This window comes from Cryobacterium sp. RTC2.1 (assembly GCF_035018685.1).
Classification (GTDB): Bacteria; Actinomycetota; Actinomycetes; order Actinomycetales; family Microbacteriaceae; genus Cryobacterium; species Cryobacterium glucosi.
The window spans coordinates 1-20,708 of the sequence record NZ_JASJXJ010000060.1; the positions used below are offsets into that span (position 1 = coordinate 1).

Sequence of the window (20,708 nt, forward strand, 5' to 3'; positions counted from 1 at the left end):
AGTTAGAAACCTAGACGGAGAGCGGCGTGCACTCGTTAAGGCGCTCGGAAACCACCCACGGTAACGTCAGGAGAGCCAGAAAATTACCCATTTCGTGGGAAATCGGGCCTCTGGCCTCTAGGATTAGCGAGTGAATTCGACTTTGACTCGCACCTGGAGTGCAATACTTTTTGACCTCGACGGAACCATCACCGATTCCGCCCCGGCCATCACCAACTCCCTCGCCCGGACCTTCGCCCTTCTCGGCCGACCGGTTCCGACCGACGCCGAGTTGCTCGCCTATGTCGGCCCGCCCCTCTTCGCCGCCTTCCGTGAGTACGCCGGCATGACGGCAGAGGAGGCCACTGAGGCCGTCGCGGTCTACCGCGCCGACTATCACGGCGAAGCCATGCTCGACACCGCCGTCTACCCGGGCGTCGCCGGCCTGCTCCAGCGCGTGCACGAGGCCGGAATCCCCCTCGCCCTCGCCACGAGCAAGCCGGAGCACGCCGCGATCACGATCCTCGAGCACTTCGACCTGGCCCGGTTCTTCACGGTCATCGTCGGGGCGAGTGACGCGGAGACCCGCAGCGCCAAGGCCGACATCGTCGAAGAGGCCCTGAACCGCCTCGCCGCCGTCGGCACGAGCCTCAGCACCCCCGTCATGGTCGGCGACCGCAGCTACGACGCGGAGGGCGCCGCAGCCCACGGTGTGCCGACGATCCTCGTCGAGTGGGGCTACGGCTCTCCCGCAGAGGCCGCCGCAGCGACCGCGACCGTCTACTCCGTCGACCAGCTCGCCAAGCTCCTCCTCGGCTGACCCGCAGCGGATGCCGCGGCGCGCGCCCGACGCTCCGCTCCGGCATCCGCAGCGATCGTGTTCTCCGACCGAATGTCGGTGGTCCCTGCGACCCTGTCGCCATGAATACGACTCAGCCACGGATGCAGCAGATCATCCCTGGAGTGGAGCCGTGGCGCTGACGGGACCCACTGCAGCGGCCCGGTCCCTTCCGTAGCTGCGGGCGTTCGCCCGTCCGCCCGCTACGAGCTCGCCGCCGTTGCACCCGCAGACAGGTCGTAGAGCGTGACGCTGTCGACGGTCTGGGCGGTGAAGTTCTCCGCGACCCAGGCGGCGATCTCGCTCGAGGCACTCGATCCGCCGTTGGCCTGGCCGGTCGTTCCACTGATGAAGTAGTGGATCTTCCCCGCTGCCACATCGGCCTGGAACTCGGCGAGGGTGGGGGCGGGGTCGCTCCCGTTGAAGCCGCCGATCGCCATCACCGGCAGTTGGGTCGCGAGCTGGTAGCCGGCGGCCGAGTCCGACCCGATCGCCGCGGCGACCCAGGTGTAGCTGCCGGAATCCACAGAGAGCAGCGCGGCGAGGCTTGCACTGACGCTCGCTGATCCCATGAATCCTCCGGCACCGCCGGGGCGCCCTCCGGTCGGCAGCGTCCCTGTCGTGCCGTTCGGGACGGTGCCGTTCGGGACGGTGCCGTTCGGGACGGTGCCGTTCCCGACAGTCGGGCCAGCCGGCGGAGTGCCGCCCCCGGCGAATCCGCCGGCGTTGCCGCCGGGGAACCCGGCCCGGCCGCCGGGCATTCCACCGCCGCCCATCCCGCCCATGCCGCCGGAAACGGTCGGGCCGGCCGTGACGATCGACCCGGTGTGGGCCGTCGACACGGTCTCGAGCGTGTAGGCAACGGGTGCCAGCAGTGCGCCGGTGAGGGCGATCGCGACCGTGGCCCTGCCCCACCACTTCCCCGGCAGCCTCCTGAGCCAGGCCGCCCGCGGCGGCGCCATCAGCAGTCCGGCGGCGACCAGGCCGAGCGCGGCGACGACGAACTTCAGCCACGGCAGCCAGTCGGTGGCGCGGTCGAGCAGCACCCACGCCCAGGCGCTCGTCGCGAGCATCGCGACGGCCGCCGTGATCCGGGCCCAGAGCGCCGTGCGTTTCATCCAGACGAGGCTCGCACCGATCGCGAAAGTTCCGGCGAGCGCGGGCGCGAGGGCGACCGTGTAATAGGCGTGGAAGATCCCGGCCATGAAGCTGAAGGCCAGCGCGGTCAGGATCAGGTACCCGGCGAAGAGGAGAAGGGTGGCCCGGCGGAGCGAGATCCGCGGGGCGCGGCGGAGCACGACGAGCGCCGCGACGCACAACACCAGCGCGGCGGGCAACAGCCAGGTGATCTGGCCGCCGAATTCGCCGAGGAAGAGCCGGAAGATCCCGGTCTCACCCCACATGCCGCCCGTCAACGCACCCGTGCCGCCGGCGCCTCCCGTGACGCTCCCGGTCTCGCTCCCGGTGAGCCGGCCGAATCCGTTGTACCCGAACGTCAGCTCGAGGAAGCTGTTCGTCTGCGAGCCACCGATGTACGGACGCCAGTTCGCCGGGACGAGTTCGACGATGGCGACCCACCAGCCTGCCGAGACGATCACGGCGCCGAGGGCCGCGAACGAGTGCCAGAGGCGGGTGCGGAACCGGTGCGGCGCCGCGTACAGGTAGACCCCCGCGAGCGGAGGCAGGATCAGGAATGCCTGCAGCTGCTTGGTCAGGAATCCGAAGCCCACCATCGCTCCCGCCCAGAGCACCCATTTCAGGGCACCGGTCTCGATGCCGCGCAGGGTGAAGTAGGTGGCGAGGCTGAGGAGGAGAACGAGCAGGGCATCCGGATTGTTGAACCGGAACATCAGCGCGGCGACGGGGGTCACGGCAAGCACGGCGCCGGCGAGCAGGGCGGTGCCTGCCGAGAAGCGGCGGCGCACGGTGGCGAAGAGCACGGCGACCGATGCGACGCCCATCAGGGCCTCCGGCACGAGGATGCTCCACGAACTGAGTCCGAACAGGCGCACCGAGAGGGCCATCAGCCACAGGCTCGCCGGCGGCTTGTCGACGGTGATCGCGTTGGCGGCGTCGGAGGACCCGTAGAAGAACGCGGTCCAGTCGACCGAGCCGGCCTGCACAGCGGCGGAGTAGAACGAGTTGGCCCAGCCGCTCGCGCCGAGGTCCCAGATGTAGAGCACCGCTGTCGCGAGCAGGAGACCCAGCAGGGCCGGCCGTTCCCAGCGCGCGGAGCCGGCCCTGCCCCGCACGAGGGTGCGCGGCAGGGCCGCGAGGCTGGTCACGAAGCGGGCGCCGAAGCGGGCGTCGAGCGGAGAGACGGAGGGGCGCGGGGAAACCTGGGTCGTCATGAACTGGTCACTTCCTGTCTGGCGGGAGCGTCCCTCCGGGAGGGCTCGTCGCGGGAGGTCACTTCGTCGCGGGAGGTGCGTGGTTCCGTCCTGGTCGGGGCCGGCGTCCGCTGGCTCCGGAAGACCCAGAGCCGCAGCAGCACGAACCGCATCACGGTCGCGAGGAGATTGGCCGCCGTGAGCACGATGATCTCGGCCTGGGGCCCGGCATCCGCTCGGACAAGGTGCAGCACGAGGAGGGATCCGCTCGTCACGAGCCAGGCCAGGCCGAAGATCACAAGGCCCTGCGCCTGGTGCTTGACCGCGCCTCGCCGCCCGCGCACGCCGAAGGTGAGGCGTCGGTTGGCCCAGGTGTTCGCGATCGCGGTGATGAGCAGGGACAGGAAATTGGCCAGCTGGGCCGGCATCACGTACTGGAGCACGAGGTAGAGCAGCGCGAACGCGATGGTCGACAGCACGCCGATCACGCCGAAGCGCAGCACCTGGCCGAGGAAGGTCGGCGGGGTCGGCGGTTCGAACGGCGGTCGGCCGAGCTCGGCGTAGATCTCGTCGACGGGGATCCTGCCGGTGACGAGCGAGTGCGCCACCCGGACCAGGCCCTTGAGGTCGTCGGCGGCGGTACCGACGACGTCGACCCGGCTGTCGGGGTCGTCGATCCAGTCGACGGGCACCTCGTGGATCCGGAGCCCGGCGCGCTCGGCGATGATGAGCATCTCGGTGTCGAAGAACCAGCCGTTGTCCTCCACGAGGGGGAGCACCCGCTGGGCGACGTCACGGCGCATCGCCTTGAAGCCGCACTGGGCGTCGCTGAATTCGACGCCCATCGTCGTGCGGACGAGGGCATTGTAGCTTCGGGAGATGAACTCGCGCTTGCCGCCGCGGGTGACGCGGGACCCGCGCGACAGCCGGCTGCCGATGGCGACATCGGAGTGGCCGGAGAGCAGCGGGGCGACGAGCGGCGGGAGCGCACGGAGGTCGGTGGAGAGGTCCACGTCGACGTATGCGACGACTGCGGCGGGCGAGGCGAGCCAGACCCGCTTGAGCGCCCGGCCCCTGCCCTTCTCGACGAGGTGCACGGCGTGGACGCCCGGCAGTTCGGCCGTGAGCGAGTCGGCGATCGCGGCGGTGTTGTCGGTGCTGGCGTTGTTCGCAATGGTGATGCGCCAGGGTTCCTCGAACTGGTCGGTCAGGTACGCGTGCAGCACACGGATGCTGCGCGCGAGGGTCTGCTGTTCGTTGTACACGGGCACGACGACGTCGAGGGCGAGAGCTGCTGATCGGGTCATGGTGGCCACTCTCCGCCCAGAGCCTATGCCAGAGCACTGGCCGCGTTATGAGTGCGGAAAGGAAGACCTGTGAGGTGCCTGTGCTGCCCGACAGGGCTAGGGTGGGGTCGAAGGAGGCCCCGTGACCACCGCACAGCCGAATGATCGCCGGCAGACCGCGAGGATCGTCGTCGGGGTCGACACCGGCCAGCCGGATGCCGTCGTGCAGCAGGCCGCCGTCTTCGCGGAGCACTTCGGTGCGGAGCTCGTCTGCGCGTGGGTCGACACCGGACGCTACGTGATCGAGGAACACCCGGACGGCAGCGTGACCTCGCTCTCCTTCGATCCCGATGTCGTGGACCTCGCCGACGAGGCTCTTCCTCCCCGGCTCGCCGCACGGCTCACGGCTGCGCTCGAAGGCCGCCCGGTCGCGTGGAGCACCCGGGCACTCGCCGGGGACCCCGCCCTCGCGATCGGCACACTCGCCGACACCCTCGGCGCCGCCATGATCGTCGTGGGTACCCGGGAGTCGAGCGTCCGAGCGGGACTTCAGGCCTTCTTCAGCGGTTCGATCGCGGTGCGCCTCGCGCATCGCCAGCACCGGCCGGTCGTGATGATCCCGCTCGCGCCGGTCCCCTTCGAACAGCGCCTGCCGTGGGAGCCCGCCTGATTCCCACCGGGAGTCCTGCGTAGCGGCTCAGGCGAAGGGCATCACGGCCATCGCCGCCGTCATGGCCGACATCCCGAGGAGGTTGCCGCGTTCGAGCCGGGTGCGGCTCTCGGTCACGAGCAGCACGAGGGACCACACCACGAACGCCCCGCCTGCCACGCAGACCAGGGGCAGCAGGAGCGAATCCGAGTGGGTGTGCCCCGCCGCGGCGGCGCCGCCCGGGGACATCACCGTGTGAGCCATCAGCTGGCCGGCGGTGACCACGAGGCCGAGCGGGTGGTGCAGCAGCATCGTCTGCCCCGCACCTCCGTGAGGTGTCGCATTCTGAGGCGCGCCCGTGGCGGTACGGCGGCGGAGCAGCGCCGAACAGGTCAGTCCCCAGGCGATCAGGATCGCCGCCCACGGCAAGGGCCCGAGGCCGAAGACACCGGAGGCGGAATCCGTCATCGCCGCGAGCATCACGAGGGTGGAGACGACCGCGAGGCCCGACCGGGAGCGCCGGCTGCCGAGCACGCAGCAGAGGTTGAGCGACGCGCCGCCGATCATGATTCCGTGCAGTGCCCAGGTCACCAGCGCTCTCCTCTCGTCCTAGTGGTGCGTGTGCTCGTGCGCCGCGCCGTCGTGGCCGTGCGAGCAGTGCGACACCGGTTCGTTTGCCGGCACGTTCATCGCGGGGTTCGCACCGAAGAAGCCGTATGGCTTGAGCGTGAACTTCGCGTAGTCGACCGGCATCACCGGCCAGTCCTCGATCCGGGGGAAGTGCGTCGGCCCGAAGGTGTGCCAGAGCACGATGTCCTCGCCGTCGATCGACCTGTCGCCCGCGATGTACTTCGTGATGCCGTCCCCGCCCGGGTTCTGGTGCACGAAGTCACCGGCCGCGAACTGCTCCGCCGGGTCGTACTGGGTCACGAAGAGGTGCTTCGTTGCGAACTCGGCGCGCTTCGCGATCGAAGACCCCGGGTCGGCCATCAGCGTCGGAGACTGCTCCGGCTGCAGAACATAGCCGGTCGGGCGCCCGAGCCGGTTGGTCTTCTCGGTGTTGACGATGTGCCAGGCCCTGGCGACGGATGCGTCGGCGACCCGCCCGGAGCCCGCCTCACTCGTGAGCCGGGTCGTCTTCTTGGTGAAGGCGTTGCCGTGCGGGTTGCCCGGCCCCATCGGCAAGCGCACGCCGTCGATCTCGTCGACGGCGTTGGACAGCCCGTCGACCATCATGTCGAGCCGCGCGCTGAAGAGGTGCTGGTGGTACGGGGCGCCGAGCCCGGGAGCGACCTCGCTGGCATACGCGTAGTCTCCCTCGATCGCGGTCTCTCCGATAGGCTCCCCGATCCCCGGGTATGCCGATGTGAAGAGGATGCCGGTGAGCTTGGCCTCGCACTCGATGGTGCCGTCGAGCGACAGGTACCAGTAGAACCCGTAGTCGTAGTTGCCGACGGTGGTGAAGAAACTGATCACGAGTCGCCGCTGCCGGCGCACCTCGTTGGAGCCGGTGAACATGTCGCCGTGCTTCCAGAGCGTTCCGACGTCCTCCTCGTGCATGCAGATGCCGTTCTTGATCGTGAACGGGTTGCCGAGTTCGTCGGCGAGGACGGCGTCGAAGTACTTGATCTCGCCGACGCAGTCGCAGCCGAGCGCGAGGGAGTTGGTGAACCGGCCGAAGAGGTACTCTCCGGTATCGAAATAGTTCTGCCAGAACCGCACCGGGGACGGGTCCCCGTATGGCACGAGCATCTCGTTGATCGAGGCCCGGTAGATGACCGGGCGCTCCTCCCCCGCGTCCGTGAAGGAGAGCTGGCGCAGCACGAGGCCCTCGCGGGTATCGAAGCCGACCTGGAACTTCCAGTTCGCCCAGCTCACCCACTCGCCGTCGACCGTGAAGCTCGGTCCTTCCGGCTGGGAGATCACGATCGGCTTGAGGGTCGTGAGCGGGGCGCCCTGCACGGCCGGGTCGTCGAAGTTGCCGCTCTCCGCCGGGATGTCGAGGGTGCCGACGTCGATGAGGCGCGTGATGGTGCGGGAGGCGGTGTCGACGTAGGCGGAGAGCCCATCGACCGGGTGCGCCCAGGGGTGGTCCTCCGGGTAGTCCTGGCGGAACGCGAGCACCCGGACGATCCGGCGGCCGACCTCTTCCGGGTAGTCGTAGTGCCCGGCAGAGAGCGGCACGACAACGACCTCTTCGATCGTGGTGCCCCGCGCGGCGAGTGCGGCGACCCAGCGCGGGTCCTCGGCGACGATCCCGGCGATCGCGTCGAACTCGGCGAGCAGCACGGGCAGCTGGCCGGCCGACCCGTCGAGCACGCTCGTCGTGAGCACCGCGCGACCGGGGATGGAGACGATGTTATCCGTCGACCGGCCGGTCTCCATGTCGAGAAGCATCACCCGGGCCTGCCGGTCGGGAAGCGGCCCGGTGCCGTCCTGCCAGGCGAGGACCTCACGCTTGTGCGGTTCCCACAGCCCGACATAGGCGAAGCGGGTGGTCGCGTTCCAGTCGGCGCCCGCCGTGACGACGTCGCGCACGGTCTCGAACTCTGCGGCGGTGAGGCTGCCGACCGGGTGGCTCGGCACGGTCCCGGCGTCGTGCTGGCCGTGGTCGTGATCGTGGCCGCCGTGTTCGTGGTGGCCGTGCGGGGTGTCGAGATCGGTGATGGTCATGGTTCTCCAGTCGAAGGGTGGTGAGAGGTGAGCGGATGCTGCGGGCGGGGTCAGCGGGTCACCCGCCGATGGCATCCGTGATCTGGTCGTATGCGACCCGGTTGGTGCGCTTGAGGATGAGCGCCTGCACGAGTCCGCCGAGCGGGAAGAGCACGACGAGGCCGAGCAGGACCGCGCTCACGACGCCGAACACGGGGGCTCCGTCCGCGTCGACGTCACCGACGAGGAAGGGGAAGTTCGTGGCGATGAGCACCGCGGCGCCGAGCAGTCCGAGGAGGCCGAGCACCGGGGCGATCACCGTGTTCCAGAGCCGCCTGTCCTTCCTGGTGCGGGCGAAGTAGACGACGACCGCGACGCTCGTGACGGCCATCAGGACGGCGATCGCGAGGGTCGCGACGCCGGAGAACCAGGTGAAGACCTGGAGCACCGGGTCGAGGCCGAGCGCGGCGAACAGGATCGTCAGGATCGCGGCTGTCGCGGTCTGCACGATCGAGGACAGGTGGGGTGCGGAGTGCTTCGTGTGCACCCGGCCGAGGAAGTCGGGAAGGACCCGGGCGTTGGACATCGAGTGCTGGTAGCGGGTGATCACGTTGTGGAAGGACAGCACGCACGCGAACATGCTCGTGATGAGCAGCACGTTCATCACGACCTGCCCGATCGGTCCGAGGTAGGCGAGGGTCGTGATCAGGATCATCGCGCCCGGGTTCTCCGCGGCCTGGGCGACGACGCCGCTCGGTCCCCATGCCATCACGAGCGCCCAGGACGCGAGCGTGTAGAAGACGCCGATGCCGATCACGGCGACGTAGGTGGCCCGCGGGATGGTGCGGCCGGGGTCCTTCGCCTCGTCACGGAAGATCGCGGTGGACTCGAAGCCGATGAAGGCGGCGATCGCGAACATCAGGCCGATCGCCGGGGAGCCGGTGAGCACGTTGTTCGGTTCGAAGGGCGCCATCGAGAGGCCCTCCGGGCCGCCGTTGACGACCACCGCGACGACGAGCGCGAGCACGACGCCGACCTCGCCGAGCAGGAGCACACCGAGCACCTTCGAGCTCAGGTCGATGTGCCGGTAGCCGAGGAACCCGACGAGGGCGACGGCCGCGAGCGAGTAGAGGTACCAGGGCAGGTCAGGTGCGCCGAGGCCCGTGAGCGTGACGCTCAGGATGTAGCCGACGTACCCGTATACCGAGACCTGGATGGTCGTGTATGTGAGAAGCGCGAGGAAGGCCGTCGCGAGGCCGGCCGGCTTGCCGAGCCCGTAGTTCACGAAGGTGAAGAACGCGCCGGGCTTCGGCACGTGCTTGGTCATCGCGGCGAGGCCGACGGAGAAGAAGAGCAGGACGATCGCCGCGATGGCGAACATCGAGGGGAATCCGACCCCGTTGCCGAGCAGGATGCCGAGCGGAGCCGAGCCGCCGATGACGGTGAGCGGCGCTGCGGCGGCCACGACCATCAGCACGATCGACGTGACGCCGAGGGAACCGGTCAGGGAACGTTCGGCGGGCAGTGTGCCAACGGATGCCGTTGGATCTTTCGTGAGGGTCATGTCATCTCCAGCTCGAGCGGGTTCGTCAGGGAAAGTCGGGGAGGCGGTGCGGAAGGTCTGCGGCCAGCCTGTCGGACCCCTGTTGCCGACCGGTCTCGCCGGGGTAAACGTCCGGGCGGCCCGAATGAGACACGGGCCGCCCGTTGTCCCACTCGGCGGTCACGCGACCGAAACACTCCCGAAGCGCGGCCGCAACGCCGGATGGTTAGCCTGAGGCTCCGCACCGCCGCCCCCGACCGTGAGCTTGTGAACGAGAAAGAACGAGGCCGGACCGATGACCGCACTGGCCAGGGCCATCAACGATCCGCAGCCGGTCGACGGCATCGGAACCCGCTCGCCCGTCGATGGCCTCGACCGGCGCAGCGTGGGATTCCTCGACGTGCTCGCGCAGTCCGTGTCCGCCGTCGCCCCATCCGCCGCCGCGACCACGATCCCACTCCTCGTCGCCGTCGTCGCCGGCGGCGCGACGGTGTGGTCGCTCGCGACCGCGATGCTGCTCGCGTTCCTCGTCGCGACGACGATCAACCAGTTCACCCGGCGCATCGCCGCTGCCGGGTCGATCTACACCTTCGTCTCCCGCGGGCTCGGCACGATGGCGGCGTTCGTCGCCGGCGTCGGCCTGCTCGTCGGCTACGGATTCATTTCGATGTTCGCGCTCGGCGGCGCCGGGTACTACCTCACGATCGTGGTCGGCAGGTTCTGGCCGGCGCTCACCGGATCCGTCCTCGTCGCGGGCCTGCTGATCGTCGTCATGGCGGCACTGTGCCTGCTCGTGCTGGCCCGCGGCATCCGTCTCTCGACCAGGATCACCCTGCTCGTCGAGGCGGTCTCGGTGCTCATCATCGTCGTGCTCGTTGTCGCGCTGCTCGTGCGGCTCTGGCCGGTGCTCGACTGGTCGCAGCTCGCGCCGGGCGGAATCGACCCCGCCAACTTCGCGGTCGGGTCCGCCCTCGCCCTCACGGCCTTCGTCGGCTTTGAGAGCGCCTCAACACTCGGTGTCGAGGCGAAACGCCCGTACGCGAGCATCCCGCGGGCGATCGTGTTCACCGTGCTCGGGTCGGGGATGCTCTACCTGCTCGCCTCGTTCAGCCAGCTCGTCGGGTTCTCCGCCCTCGGTGGCACGATCGCGGCGAGCGCGTCCCCGGTCAACGATCTCGCCGCCGCATACGGGATCGACGCGGTCGGCCTGCTCCTCGACGTCAGCATCGCGACCTCGTTCCTGGCCTGTGCGATCGCGTCGACGACCGCGCTCGTGCGGGTGCTCTTCTCGATGGGCCGGGAGGGCCTGCTGCCGAGCAGGTTCGGGCGCACCCACCCGCGCTATCGCACGCCGTTCGGCGCTGCACTCGTCGCGATGACGGTGATCACGGCGGTGCTGCTCACGACGATCGCGCTGTCCGGCAGCATCTGGCAGACCATGGAGGTGCTCATCGTCGGGGCCGCTGGCGGCTACATGACCGCGTACCTGCTCGTCTGCGTCGCCGCGCCCGTGTTCCTCCGGCGGATCGGCGAGGCCACCTTCTGGCCGGTGTTGTTCGCGGTGCTCGCCGCCGTGCTGCTGGGCGCCGTGCTCGTCACCTACCTCGCCGTCGAGAGCGGCTCGGCCAGGGCGCTCGGGGTCTGGGTCTTCCTCGGCGTGATGGCGCTCGGCCTCGCCTGGTGCGGCCTGCGATTGCGGAGGCGCCCCTGGCTTCGGGACACCATCGGGGTCTATGACGTGCCCGTGACCGGCGACGTCCTCGGCGGGCCGGGCCCGGCGGATGCCGCGGCGCGGGAATCGGGCCGGGCCGGCCCGTGACGGGCGCCGCGCACCTCGGTGCCCGCCAGCCGAAGGCCATCCAGAGCGCCCTGACGGTGCTCGAGGAGGTGGCCCGCTGCGGGTCGGGGGTCACGGCGCGGGAGATCTCGGACAGCCTCGGGCTGCCGAAGGCGACAGCGTACCGGCTGCTCAACCTGCTGGTCCAGGACGAGTACCTCGTGCGGATGCCGGACCTGCGCGGGTTCGCCCTCGGCCGCAAGGTCGTCGAACTCGCCCGCCTGGTCGCGCCCGCCCAGCCACCGGAGGCTGTGCGCGAGGTCGTCGACCGGCTGCGCTCCCGCATCCGTGGCGGCATCCACCTCGTGCGTTACGACAGCGACGGGGTCCGGGTGATCGATCCGGACCCCGACTACCCGCCGAGCGTGTCCGTCAGGAGCGCGCGGGCGCTCGAGACGAGCGCGATGGGCCGGCTGCTGCTCGCAGAACGTCGAGGGGCCGAGTCGTGGGTACTCGGCGAGGACCCGGACCTGGCCGGGCAGCTCGCGACGGTCCGGACCGACGGCTACGCGTACTTCTCGAGCCCGTGGGCGCCGGGGAACGGCTGTCTCGCGATCCCGATCCGGAACCGGGAGGGAACGCTCGTCGCTGGGCTCTGCCTGTCGGCCCCTGCTGCACGGATCGGCGACCCTGCGGAATTCCTCGCCCTGCTCAGGATGGGCGCACGGGAACTCGCGCCCCTGCTCGCCTGAGGGTGGTTCAGGCCGCGGCGGGCAGGTGCAGTGCGGCCCGGCGCAACCGGTCCTTGACCGCGTGCTCGATCAGCACGGGGATGTAGTCCCGCAGCGGGTTCCGGGCGAGAGCGAGCTGCTGCTCGTGCACGGTCTTCTCAATACTCGTCGGCGGTTCGTTGGGAAACTTCTTTTCCAGTCGCACAATGATCTGCTCGACCGCGCGGTCTTCCTCTTTTCGATTCACCCCTTCAGTCTCTGCCTGCTGACCGGCAGGGTCAAACGCGGAGGACGACTCCGTGCCGCGCCACGCTCAGGAACCATCCCGTACGGAGACCCGAAGTGAAAGACTGTCCGGGGCGGCGCCTGCCGCACTTCCTGGGAAGGTTCGAGATGACCGATGCACCAACACAGTCCGCGGAGGAACGCCTGCTGGACTTCCTCCTCGAGCAGGAGCGCAGCATCCAGTTCGATTCCTTCGGTTTCGCGGACGCCTGGGCGGTGGGTTCCCTGCTCGTGGAACTCGGACTCGAACGGGACCATCCGATCGCGATCGCGATCATGTTCGGGGACCAGCGGGTCTTCCACGCGTCCCTGCCGGGAGCATGCGCGGACAACGACGGCTGGCTCGAGAACAAGTTCCGGGTCGTGCGACGGTTTGCGAGCTCCTCGCTCGCCGTCGGCACCCGTTTCCGCGCGGCGGGCCGCGACTTCGACACCTCCTCCCGGCTTGACCCGCGAACGCACGCCGCGCACGGCGGCGCCTTTCCGCTGCGGGTGCGCGGGGCGCTCATGGGCGTCGTCGGGGTCTCCGGTCTCGCCCAGCAGCTCGATCACGACCTCGTCGTCGAGGCGCTCAGGGCACACCTGGTCACACGCGGCTGATACCCGGTCACGGCTCGCCGCACCGGCAGACGGTCAGTATCCGAACACTCGGGTTCCGCTTCCTCGGCGGTTGTGGGATTCTGGCTGAAAGCCCGACGCCGAGCCCCTGGAGTGCCCGTGATTCGCAGCCCTGAACACACCGAGGATGCCTCGGCCTCCGCCACTGATTCCAGGGACCGGATCACCCTGCGGTTCATGGCCGTGCCGCAGGACACCGCCGCCGACGGCATCACTGTCGCGGCAGGCAGTGTGCTCGAGTGGATCGACAAGGCCGCATACGCCTGCGCGGTCGGTTGGAGCGCGTCGGACACGGTGACGGCCTATGTCGGCAACGTGCACTTCACCCGCCCGATCCCACCTGGCAGCCTCGTGGAGGTCCGCGCACGTGTGATCCACACCGGGCGCACGAGCATGCACGTGCTCGTCGCCGTCGACACCGCGAACGTGCGCGAACGTACGTTCACCCCGGCCACGCATTGCATCCTCGTCTTCGTGGCGATCGACGAAGACGGGAAGCCCATTCCGGTGCCGGAATGGGTCGCGACCTCAGCAGCCGATCGTGAACTCGAGGAGAACGCCAAGGCCCGGCTCGCCTTGCGCCGCACCATCCAGAACACTATGCGATCCCAGGAATACACCGGGGTCGGCACCACTCCGCGTACGGTCTTCCGCTTCCTGGCCGCTCCGTCCGCCGCGAACTGGGGCGGGAACGCCCACGGTGGCACGGTGATGCGCTGGATCGACGAGGCCGCATTCGCCTGTGCGGCGAGCTGGAGCTCGGAGTCGGCTGTCGCCGTCTACTCCGGCGGCATCCACTTCTACCGGCCGATCCACATCGGCCACATCGTCGAAGTGGATGCACGGCTGATCCACACCGGGCCGAGCAGCATGCACATCAGCATCCGGGTGCGATCCGGCAGCCCGCGCACGCCGGAGGACCTCAAGCTCACCACGCAGTGCATGAGCATCTTCGTCACACTCGATTCGGATGGCCACTCGCGTGCGGTCGCCCCGTTGCCCCTCGACACCGACGAGGATCTGCGGCTTGATGCCCACGCTCGTGACCTGATCACACTGCGTGCCCAACTAGCGCCGGTACCCGTCGAGTTGATGCGACAGCCCTGACCCCGCCGGCTTCTTGCTGCGGGATACCCGATGGCGGTGGGCTCAGGCGCGGCTCACCGTCGCCTGCGTTACGGACACGAACGCGGGCTTCGGCCGGCCGAGCAGGTAACCCTGGGCGAAAGCGCAGCCGGCTTCCCGAAGCGCAGCGAGCTGGTCCTCGGTCTCCACTCCTTCGGCGACTACGTCGATGTCGAGCTTCTGCGCGAGCGCAATGATCCCCTCGACCAGGGCGACGGATGCTGCATCCGGCAGGTTCGCGGTGAAGGTCCTGTCGATCTTGATCTGGTCGACGGGCAGGGTGTTGAGCCAGGCCAGGGTCGAGAACCCGGTCCCGAAATCGTCGAGCGAAATGCACACGCCGAGCCGCCGGAGTTCGGTGAGGCGTTCCACGACGCCAGGAAGATCGATGAGGGCCCTGCTCTCGACGATCTCGAGGACCAGCCGCTCAGGACGGAGCCGGTTGCGGTTGAGGGCAGCGCGCACGGTCGGGATCAGCCGCGGATCGACGAGGGTGGCACTGGCGAGGTTCACGGCGACGTGCAGCGGTGCCTCCCCGATGGCGGCGAGGTCAGCGGCGTCGCCGAGGGCCGCGAGGTCGGCGAGCGCCTCGCCGAGCACCCACAGGTCCAGGTCGGCGACGAGGCCGGTCTCCTCCGCGAGCGGCAGGAAAGCGGCGGGGGCCAGCAGGCCCAGGCGGGGATGGTCCCAGCGGATCAGGGCTTCTGCCCCCACGACCCGGTCAGGGGAGGAAAGCGCGACGACGGGTTGGTAGTGCAGCCGCATCTCGGCCCGTCCGAGTGCCTCGACGAGCTCGCTGTGAAGTGAGGAGACCGGGTCGGTCCGGTTGCTGTCGTCCGCGAGGGCGACCTGGTTCCGGCCGGTCCGTTTCGCGTCGTACATGGCGGTGTCCGCGGCGGCGAGCAGCCGTTCTCCGCCATCCCCCGGGCCGTTGTGCACCGCGACCCCGATGCTCGCGGTGATGCGCAGGTCGTGGCCGGAGACATGGAAGGGCCGGTTGAGGCTGTCGACGACGCGATGAGCGAGGTGGACCGCCTGTTCGTGACCGGCAAGTTCGTGGGCGAGGACCGCGAATTCATCGCCACCGAGACGTCCGATGGTCGCCTCGGTACCCAGGCACCCGCGGAGCCGAACCGCGATCTGGCGGAGGAGTTCGTCGCCGGCGCCGTGACCGAGCACGTCATTGACCTGTTTGAAGTTGTCCAGGTCACAGAACATCACGGCGGTGCACGAGCCCTCCGCGCACGTCGACACTGCAGCATCGAGCTCACTCGCGAACAGCATCCGGTTGGCGAGGCCGGTCAGCGGGTCGTGCAGGGACTGGTGACGAACCGTGGCGAGGAGCCGGGCGTTCTGCAACGCGATGGCGCCCTGATGGCTGACGCCCTCGATCCGCGCGAGCGTGCTCGGCGAGATGCCCGAGGCAGGAGCGGAACGCCACCCGCCGGCGACGACGCCCATCAGCACATCGCCGGCGAGCAGCGGCACGATGATCGCCGTGGTCATTCCGCATTCCGCGAGGAGGCCGGCCAGTTGCGGGCTCGCGGTCGTCGCCGAGAGCGGGACCGGCCGCTGGTGGGCGAGGAGTTCGACCAGTTCGGGCGTCTGCGCGGCGGGGATCGGCGACGCGAGCACCCGCTCCCTCTGGGGCATATCGAGCCCGGCGGTTGCGACCGCGTGCATCACGCCGGGGCCGGCGTCCCAGAGCAGCACCGCGGCGGCATCGCAGCCGGCGATCGCCGGTACCGCGAGTGCGACGGCATCGGCGACGGCCTCGCTGCCATTGCTCGTCGCGAGCTCATGGGCGAGCACCAGCATGGCCGCCGCCCTGCTCTCTTCGCGCCTGCTGTCGTCGAGGGCCGTGAACAGGTCCAGCGCCGAGGCGGCGTGGCCGGCGTATGCCTCGAGCAGGGTCCTGTCCCCCTCCATCGCGGTGTGACCGAGGGAATAGAGTGCGGCAAGGCGTCCGTAGGTGCGCCGGCTGGAGGCCACGTCCACGATCACCGCCCGGTCGCCGAGGGCGTCGCCGTGGAGGATCCGCGCGGCGACCCTGGCCGCCTTGGGGGCATCGAGTCCCTGGAAGCGAAGCACGGGCTCACCGTGGTCGGACGTCATGATGAGCAGGTACGCCGGCGCAAGCACTGCAGACGACGCACGGGCGACGATGCGGGCGAGAACGTCGTCGACATCGTCGCTTCCGACGAGGTCTGCTGCGGCGAGCTGAACCTCCTTGACCTTCTCGCGCAAGAGCACAAGGGACCTGTTGGTCGGATGGGTCCATGACCGCAACGACCACCAGCGGCGCCGGGTCGACCACGTCACTTCGTAGACGCAACACTCATATCCGTCGCACTGGCATTCCGGGTGGACCACGATGGCGGTATTGAGCCCGAACATGGACGGCAGAGCGGCGAACAGGCCCTGGGCGTACTGGCAGTCGAGACGTGACGGACGATAGCCCTCGTGCAGCCGGTAGCGAAGGCTTGCCGACGTCCCCCGCACGGAAACGGAGTCCATTGTCGAGGTGGTCGTGAACTTGGGAATGAACCGCGGCAATTGGCGGTACACCGCTGCGGGTGATGCGAAGGCGCTCAGGAGCTGCACGAGCACCGGATGCAGCCCGTCGGTGACGACCGTCGAGCCCACCGTGTACATCGTGCGCGGGTCGTCAAGCACGGTCGTCGCGGCCTCGAAGAGCCGGATCCTGGTGTCGTAGCTCACCCAGTTTGCTGTGTCCTCAAGCCAGTCGATCGACTCCGTGACCCCGGCCCTGGCGAGGACATCGGCAACGGCAGCCACTCCGCCGTGTGCGCGCACATGGCCGAGGACAAGGGAAACTGTCGTGCTCGACGTCTCCCGTGGCTCCAGTGTCATCATCGCCCCCTGTTTGCATACTATCGACTGGACCCGCACACGAGGCGGTCTGGAGCCGGCTGCTCAGCGGGCGAGGGCACAGCGGTCGGTCAGCCGGCGGTGCCGTCCGGGCTCGTCGCGGTGTCCGCAGCGGGAGCGGAGTACCGCATCAGCGACTTGTGCCGCAGGTTGTACTCGCGCTTGAGTTCATTCCAGCGCGGCAGTGAGACCTGGTTGGCCGGCGAAGCCGCGTTGGGTTCGCCTGACGATGGCGCTTCGGACACGGTGTTCTCAGTCCTCGTCGTCGTCACGCGTCGTCGCGACCGGACCGCGGCGGGCAGCGAACTCGCGCTTGAGCGCCGACCAGCGCACGGCGGACACGTAGTGGATGGTGGAGTTCTTCGTCACGTCGGCCATGGGTTCTCTCAGTCTCAAACGGTTGATGAACGGCGCGCCGCTGAGCCTGGTTCATTGTGTGAGCGATCGAGATTGACACGGTTTCGCATCCGTGGATGGAAACCCGACCCATCACGAGGGGTGGACGGGATCGCACATTCATGGTACATCCGCCGACCGGAATCCGGTCATCGAGGGAGGCCTGAACGGCGGGGCTGCATTGTTTCCTTGGATGACGGATGCCGGGACATCCGCCGGTCGCCGACCTAGGCTGCTGACAACCGAGATAGACACCGCGACACGAAGGGACAGAGACCACAATGACCCAGCAGCACCCCACCCTCCGGAAGATCCCGCGTCCCGACTGCTCACAGGGTCACACCTGCACCGGCAGTGCACCAGGTCATGCCCTTCCGCTGATCCAGCAGCGCGTGTCCGCGGCGACGCCGAGCAAGTGGCGCGACGCGATCGTGACCGCCGTCACCCACTCGGGCTGGCTCGCGTTAACGACCCTCGACGATCACGCCACGGTGTGGGTGTGGAACCACGCAGACCTCGGCGCCTCGGCCTCCGTCGGTGAACCAGTCGCACTGCACGACGTCTATCACGTGCTCGCGATCGGAGCCGAGCGCGTGAACGTGCTCCTGGCGCCGGTCGAGCTGTCGGGCTTCTCCGACCTCGTCGGCCTGTCCTAAGGGACCTCTGCTTTACGCCATCGGCATCATGGACTTCATCGCCGACATCATCCGCTCGCACGCGGCCGCGCACTGACGGCAGGCCTCAGCGCACATCTTGCACTCTTCGCTCATTTCGGCGTGCATCATGCACTCGGCGGCGCAGGCCATGCACATCTTCATGCAGGCATCCATCTGGGCCATCATGACCTGCATGTCGTAGCCGGAGGGGCGCAGCATCATTCGCATCATCGTGTGGGTCATGTCGGCGCAGTCGAGGCACATGCTCATGCACTTCGACATACCGGTCATGCCCATGGCCATCATGTCGTCCGCGCAGACCGTACAGGCCTGCTCGCACGCGCTGCAACACTCGATCATGTCCTGCATCGCCGCCATGTCGAGGCCGCTCATGCTCTTCATCGCCATCGAAGAGTCCATCATCTGCGCTGTCATGCTCATCATTTCCGTCATCCCGCTCCGGAAGCCCGGCGTCGGTCCGTGCCGGCTGATGACCGCGGCGTCCACGTTACGAAATGTTACGCCGCACGCTCACGCGCCCTCAAGGGGCGAGTGCCCTAGATTGTGGGAACAGACATTCCCGTGCGAAGGAGCACCATGACCGGCTGGCGGATCCGCGATTTCCACGCTGACGACCTTGATGGGATCCTCCGGCTCTGGCAGGAGGTCACCGAGACCAAGACAGAACCGGTCTACGGCCTGTCCGAAGTGCTCGCCTCCTGCCAGAAGGACCACGCCGTCGTCGCCATGCACGGCGACGAGGTCATCGGGGCCGCGGTCGGCCGTGCTGCGCATGCCCAGGGCTGGATCGTGTTCCTCGCGACCGCGCAGTCCTGGCAAAGCCAGGGCATCGGCACGGCCATGCTCGCAGCACTCGAATCGAAGATGGCCCCGCACGGCCTGACCAAGCTCTCGGCGCTGATGCCGGAGACCGAGAGCCGGGTCGACGCCTTCCTCAACCGCGGCTTCGTCGTCAAGAAGCAGCTGAGCTACTTCGAGCGCGAGATCCCGGTGCAGCGCGAGGGGCTGAAGGCGCTCGGTGAGCTCGGCGGGCGCATCCTGCCGCGCGATCTCTGGGCGGCCGTCGGCGGCATGCGCGCCGAGAAGGAACTCCTCGAGCGCCGGCTCGTGATGCCGCTCGCCGAACCGGACCTCGCCGAACAGTACGGGGTCGTTCCGCCCAAGGCCGTCGTGCTCTTCGGCCCTCCCGGAACAGGCAAGACCACCTTCGCCAAGGCGATCGCCTCCCGGCTCGAGTGGCCGTTCGTCGAGGTCTTCCCCTCCCGGCTGGCCGGCGACCCGAAGGGACTTGCCGGCGCCCTGCGGGAGACCTTCCTCAAGATCTCCGAACTCGAGCACGCCGTGGTCTTCATCGACGAGGTCGAGGAGATCGCGGCCCAGCGCGGCGGCGAACCGCCGTCGCCGCTGCAGGGCGTCACCAACGAGCTGCTCAAGATCATCCCGGCCTTCCGTGAGCGGCCGGGGCGCCTCCTGGTCTGCGCGACCAACTTCATCCGCGCCCTCGACTCCGCACTGCTCCGGCACGGACGCTTCGACTACGTCATCCCGATCGGGCTTCCGGATGCCGCGGCGCGCGCGGCCATCTGGGCCGGCTACGTGCCGGCGCTCGTCGCCGGCACGGTCGACTTCCGCGCCCTCGTCGCCGCGAGCGAGGGCTTCTCGCCCGCCGATATCGAGTACGCAGCCCGCCGCGCTTCGCAGGAGGCACTCGAACGGGCACTCTTCACCGCGGACGAGGTTCCAGCGGATGCGCCGAGCGGTCCCCGGACCGAGGACTACCTCGCGGCGATCCGTGCCACCCGTACCACGGTCTCGCCGCAGGTCGCGGCCGAGTTCCTCGAGGACATCGAGCGGCTCGCCCGGCTCTGACCGGTACCGGCAACCGGTCCGAATACCGCCCGACCTCGTCAGTCATCGTCGCGGAGGATCGCGTTCTTGCTGGTGAGCAGTACGGGTTTCTGGTCGGGGTCGAGTCCGGGTGGTGGGGTGAGCCAGTACTGGCCGGTGTCGTCGCGGGTGATGCGCCAGTGTTCGTTGTGGAGCCGTAGGTGGTCGGCGCGGCAGAGCAGGATTCCTTGGTCGAGGTTGGTCTGCCCGGTGTCGTCTTTCCAGTGTTGGATGTGGTGGGTTTCGGTCCAGGACGGTGGTCGGTCGCAGCCGGGCCACATGCAGCCGCCGTCGCGGAGGGAGAGGGCCGCGCGTTGGGCGGGGCTGAACGTGCGCTGTTCGCGGCCGAGGTCGACGCCGTGGCCGTGGTCGTCGAAGGTGACGTCGAGGAGTCCGCTGTCGCACCGGTTCCGTTCCAAGGTCTCGGCCGAGACCGTCACCGCAGTCCCCTCGATGACGCCGGGCTGGAGCGCGGGTGACGCGGTTTCGGGGTTCGCCGCAGCGTCGGCTGCGGGTGACGGGGCCTCGGTTGGCACGGCATCGGTGGGTGCGGTGCCGGTGGGGCGGATGGTGACCATGCGGACGGCGGGGCTTCGTCCTCCGGCGATGCGTTTCGGGTCGGCCTTCACGCCGAGTTTCATCAGGGCCAGGAACGCGTCCGCGGTGAGCTGTTCGGTGGTGCGCGGGTCGTCCTGCACCCGCTTCGCCCAGGCGGCCTGCTCCTTGTCCACGAACCGGACCCCGCCCCGGCGGGGACTGGTGATGGCGTCGTAGGTACTCATCAGGTATTCGCCGTCTTCGGCGGCGAACAACCCGACCATGCGCACCTGCCCTGTGTGGAGCCGCCAGAACCGCAACGACCGGTCGTCGTAGACGGCCTTCTCGCGGGCGGCGATGCCGGCCTCATCGAGCACGTCCCGCACCCGCCGGGCGCGCTTGAACAGCTGGTCAGCGTTCACCGTGCGCGCTTCGGTGAGGAGCCGGGCCAGGGCGGTCGCGAGTTTCTCCGCGGTGATCGCCCGGTCCAGATCGCCCAGGCCCTT

19 protein-coding genes are annotated in these 20,708 nt (G+C 68.9%); 8 read left to right on the forward strand and 11 right to left on the reverse strand.

The annotated features are described in order from the left end of the window. The first annotated feature begins 130 nt into the window (after positions 1-130). On the forward strand, positions 131-799 hold the full coding sequence (locus QN357_RS09450; RefSeq protein ID WP_241975487.1) for an HAD hydrolase-like protein: 669 nt from the start codon (positions 131-133) through the stop codon (positions 797-799). A gap of 221 nt (positions 800-1,020) precedes the next feature. Here the strand turns inward: QN357_RS09450 and QN357_RS09455 are convergent, their stop codons facing one another. Beyond that, positions 1,021-3,168 carry a glycosyltransferase family 39 protein gene (locus QN357_RS09455; protein WP_322188920.1) on the reverse strand — a complete coding sequence of 716 codons (2,148 nt, stop codon included), beginning with the start codon at positions 3,166-3,168 and terminating at the stop codon, positions 1,021-1,023. Beyond that, positions 3,165-4,454: a bifunctional glycosyltransferase family 2/GtrA family protein gene (locus QN357_RS09460; RefSeq protein ID WP_134560496.1), complete on the reverse strand. Its 1,290-nt coding sequence runs from the start codon at positions 4,452-4,454 to the stop codon at positions 3,165-3,167. The genes QN357_RS09455 and QN357_RS09460 overlap by 4 nt, the downstream gene beginning before the upstream one ends. A 121-nt stretch (positions 4,455-4,575) precedes the next feature. Between QN357_RS09460 and QN357_RS09465 the strand changes: the two genes are divergently transcribed. Further along, the gene (locus QN357_RS09465; protein ID WP_134562088.1) at positions 4,576-5,103 is read left to right on the forward strand and encodes a universal stress protein; all 528 of its coding nucleotides are present in this window, start codon (positions 4,576-4,578) and stop codon (positions 5,101-5,103) included. Positions 5,104-5,130: 27 nt separating this feature from the next. Here the strand turns inward: QN357_RS09465 and QN357_RS09470 are convergent, their stop codons facing one another. The 3 genes from QN357_RS09470 to QN357_RS09480 are packed head-to-tail and all read right to left on the reverse strand — an operon-like array spanning position 5,131 to position 9,298. Continuing rightward, a complete protein-coding gene (locus QN357_RS09470; RefSeq protein WP_322188922.1) occupies positions 5,131-5,673 on the reverse strand; it encodes a hypothetical protein in 543 nt (180 codons plus the stop codon). Between the two features lie 18 nt (positions 5,674-5,691). After that, entirely contained in the window at positions 5,692-7,755 is a 2,064-nt protein-coding gene (locus QN357_RS09475; RefSeq protein ID WP_134449233.1) for a primary-amine oxidase, read from the reverse strand. A gap of 58 nt (positions 7,756-7,813) precedes the next feature. Further along, the gene (locus QN357_RS09480) at positions 7,814-9,298 is read right to left on the reverse strand and encodes an APC family permease (RefSeq protein ID WP_134449234.1); all 1,485 of its coding nucleotides are present in this window, start codon (positions 9,296-9,298) and stop codon (positions 7,814-7,816) included. A 274-nt stretch (positions 9,299-9,572) separates the two neighbouring features. Between QN357_RS09480 and QN357_RS09485 the strand changes: the two genes are divergently transcribed. Continuing rightward, positions 9,573-11,096 (forward strand): APC family permease, encoded by a 1,524-nt coding sequence (locus QN357_RS09485; RefSeq protein ID WP_134562086.1) that lies wholly within the window; start codon positions 9,573-9,575, stop codon positions 11,094-11,096. Next, the gene (locus QN357_RS09490) at positions 11,093-11,806 is read left to right on the forward strand and encodes an IclR family transcriptional regulator (protein WP_323504799.1); all 714 of its coding nucleotides are present in this window, start codon (positions 11,093-11,095) and stop codon (positions 11,804-11,806) included. The genes QN357_RS09485 and QN357_RS09490 overlap by 4 nt, the downstream gene beginning before the upstream one ends. A gap of 7 nt (positions 11,807-11,813) precedes the next feature. Here the strand turns inward: QN357_RS09490 and QN357_RS09495 are convergent, their stop codons facing one another. Then, positions 11,814-12,032 (reverse strand): three-helix bundle dimerization domain-containing protein, encoded by a 219-nt coding sequence (locus QN357_RS09495; protein ID WP_134449237.1) that lies wholly within the window; start codon positions 12,030-12,032, stop codon positions 11,814-11,816. Between the two features lie 146 nt (positions 12,033-12,178). On the opposite strand from QN357_RS09495, the gene QN357_RS09500 reads away from it, so the two are divergent. Both QN357_RS09500 and QN357_RS09505 read left to right on the forward strand, forming a co-directional pair. Next, entirely contained in the window at positions 12,179-12,670 is a 492-nt protein-coding gene (locus QN357_RS09500) for a heme-degrading domain-containing protein (RefSeq protein WP_134449238.1), read from the forward strand. A 117-nt stretch (positions 12,671-12,787) separates the two neighbouring features. Further along, positions 12,788-13,795, forward strand: coding sequence for an acyl-CoA thioesterase (locus tag QN357_RS09505; RefSeq protein WP_241985123.1), 1,008 nt, complete (start codon positions 12,788-12,790; stop codon positions 13,793-13,795). A 42-nt stretch (positions 13,796-13,837) separates the two neighbouring features. Here the strand turns inward: QN357_RS09505 and QN357_RS09510 are convergent, their stop codons facing one another. The 3 genes from QN357_RS09510 to QN357_RS09520 all read right to left on the reverse strand — a co-directional run bounded on the left by QN357_RS09510 (position 13,838) and on the right by QN357_RS09520 (position 17,083). After that, the gene (locus QN357_RS09510) at positions 13,838-16,690 is read right to left on the reverse strand and encodes a putative bifunctional diguanylate cyclase/phosphodiesterase (protein ID WP_323504800.1); all 2,853 of its coding nucleotides are present in this window, start codon (positions 16,688-16,690) and stop codon (positions 13,838-13,840) included. 86 nt (positions 16,691-16,776) lie between these two features. Further along, a complete protein-coding gene (locus QN357_RS09515) occupies positions 16,777-16,950 on the reverse strand; it encodes a hypothetical protein (protein WP_323504801.1) in 174 nt (57 codons plus the stop codon). Positions 16,951-16,957: 7 nt separating this feature from the next. After that, complete coding sequence (locus QN357_RS09520) at positions 16,958-17,083, reverse strand: hypothetical protein (protein WP_255454126.1); 126 nt, start codon at positions 17,081-17,083, stop codon at positions 16,958-16,960. Positions 17,084-17,382: 299 nt separating this feature from the next. On the opposite strand from QN357_RS09520, the gene QN357_RS09525 reads away from it, so the two are divergent. After that, on the forward strand, positions 17,383-17,757 hold the full coding sequence (locus QN357_RS09525; RefSeq protein WP_134449241.1) for a hypothetical protein: 375 nt from the start codon (positions 17,383-17,385) through the stop codon (positions 17,755-17,757). Positions 17,758-17,769: 12 nt separating this feature from the next. Here the strand turns inward: QN357_RS09525 and QN357_RS09530 are convergent, their stop codons facing one another. Next, the gene (locus QN357_RS09530) at positions 17,770-18,264 is read right to left on the reverse strand and encodes a hypothetical protein (protein ID WP_241985124.1); all 495 of its coding nucleotides are present in this window, start codon (positions 18,262-18,264) and stop codon (positions 17,770-17,772) included. A gap of 90 nt (positions 18,265-18,354) precedes the next feature. Between QN357_RS09530 and QN357_RS09535 the strand changes: the two genes are divergently transcribed. Beyond that, positions 18,355-19,647: an ATP-binding protein gene (locus QN357_RS09535; protein WP_134449242.1), complete on the forward strand. Its 1,293-nt coding sequence runs from the start codon at positions 18,355-18,357 to the stop codon at positions 19,645-19,647. Between the two features lie 38 nt (positions 19,648-19,685). Here QN357_RS09535 and QN357_RS09540 read toward each other — a convergent pair. Then, positions 19,686-20,708, reverse strand: a 1,023-nt coding sequence (locus tag QN357_RS09540; protein ID WP_323504802.1) for an HNH endonuclease signature motif containing protein, incomplete at its 5' end; no start/stop codon positions are given.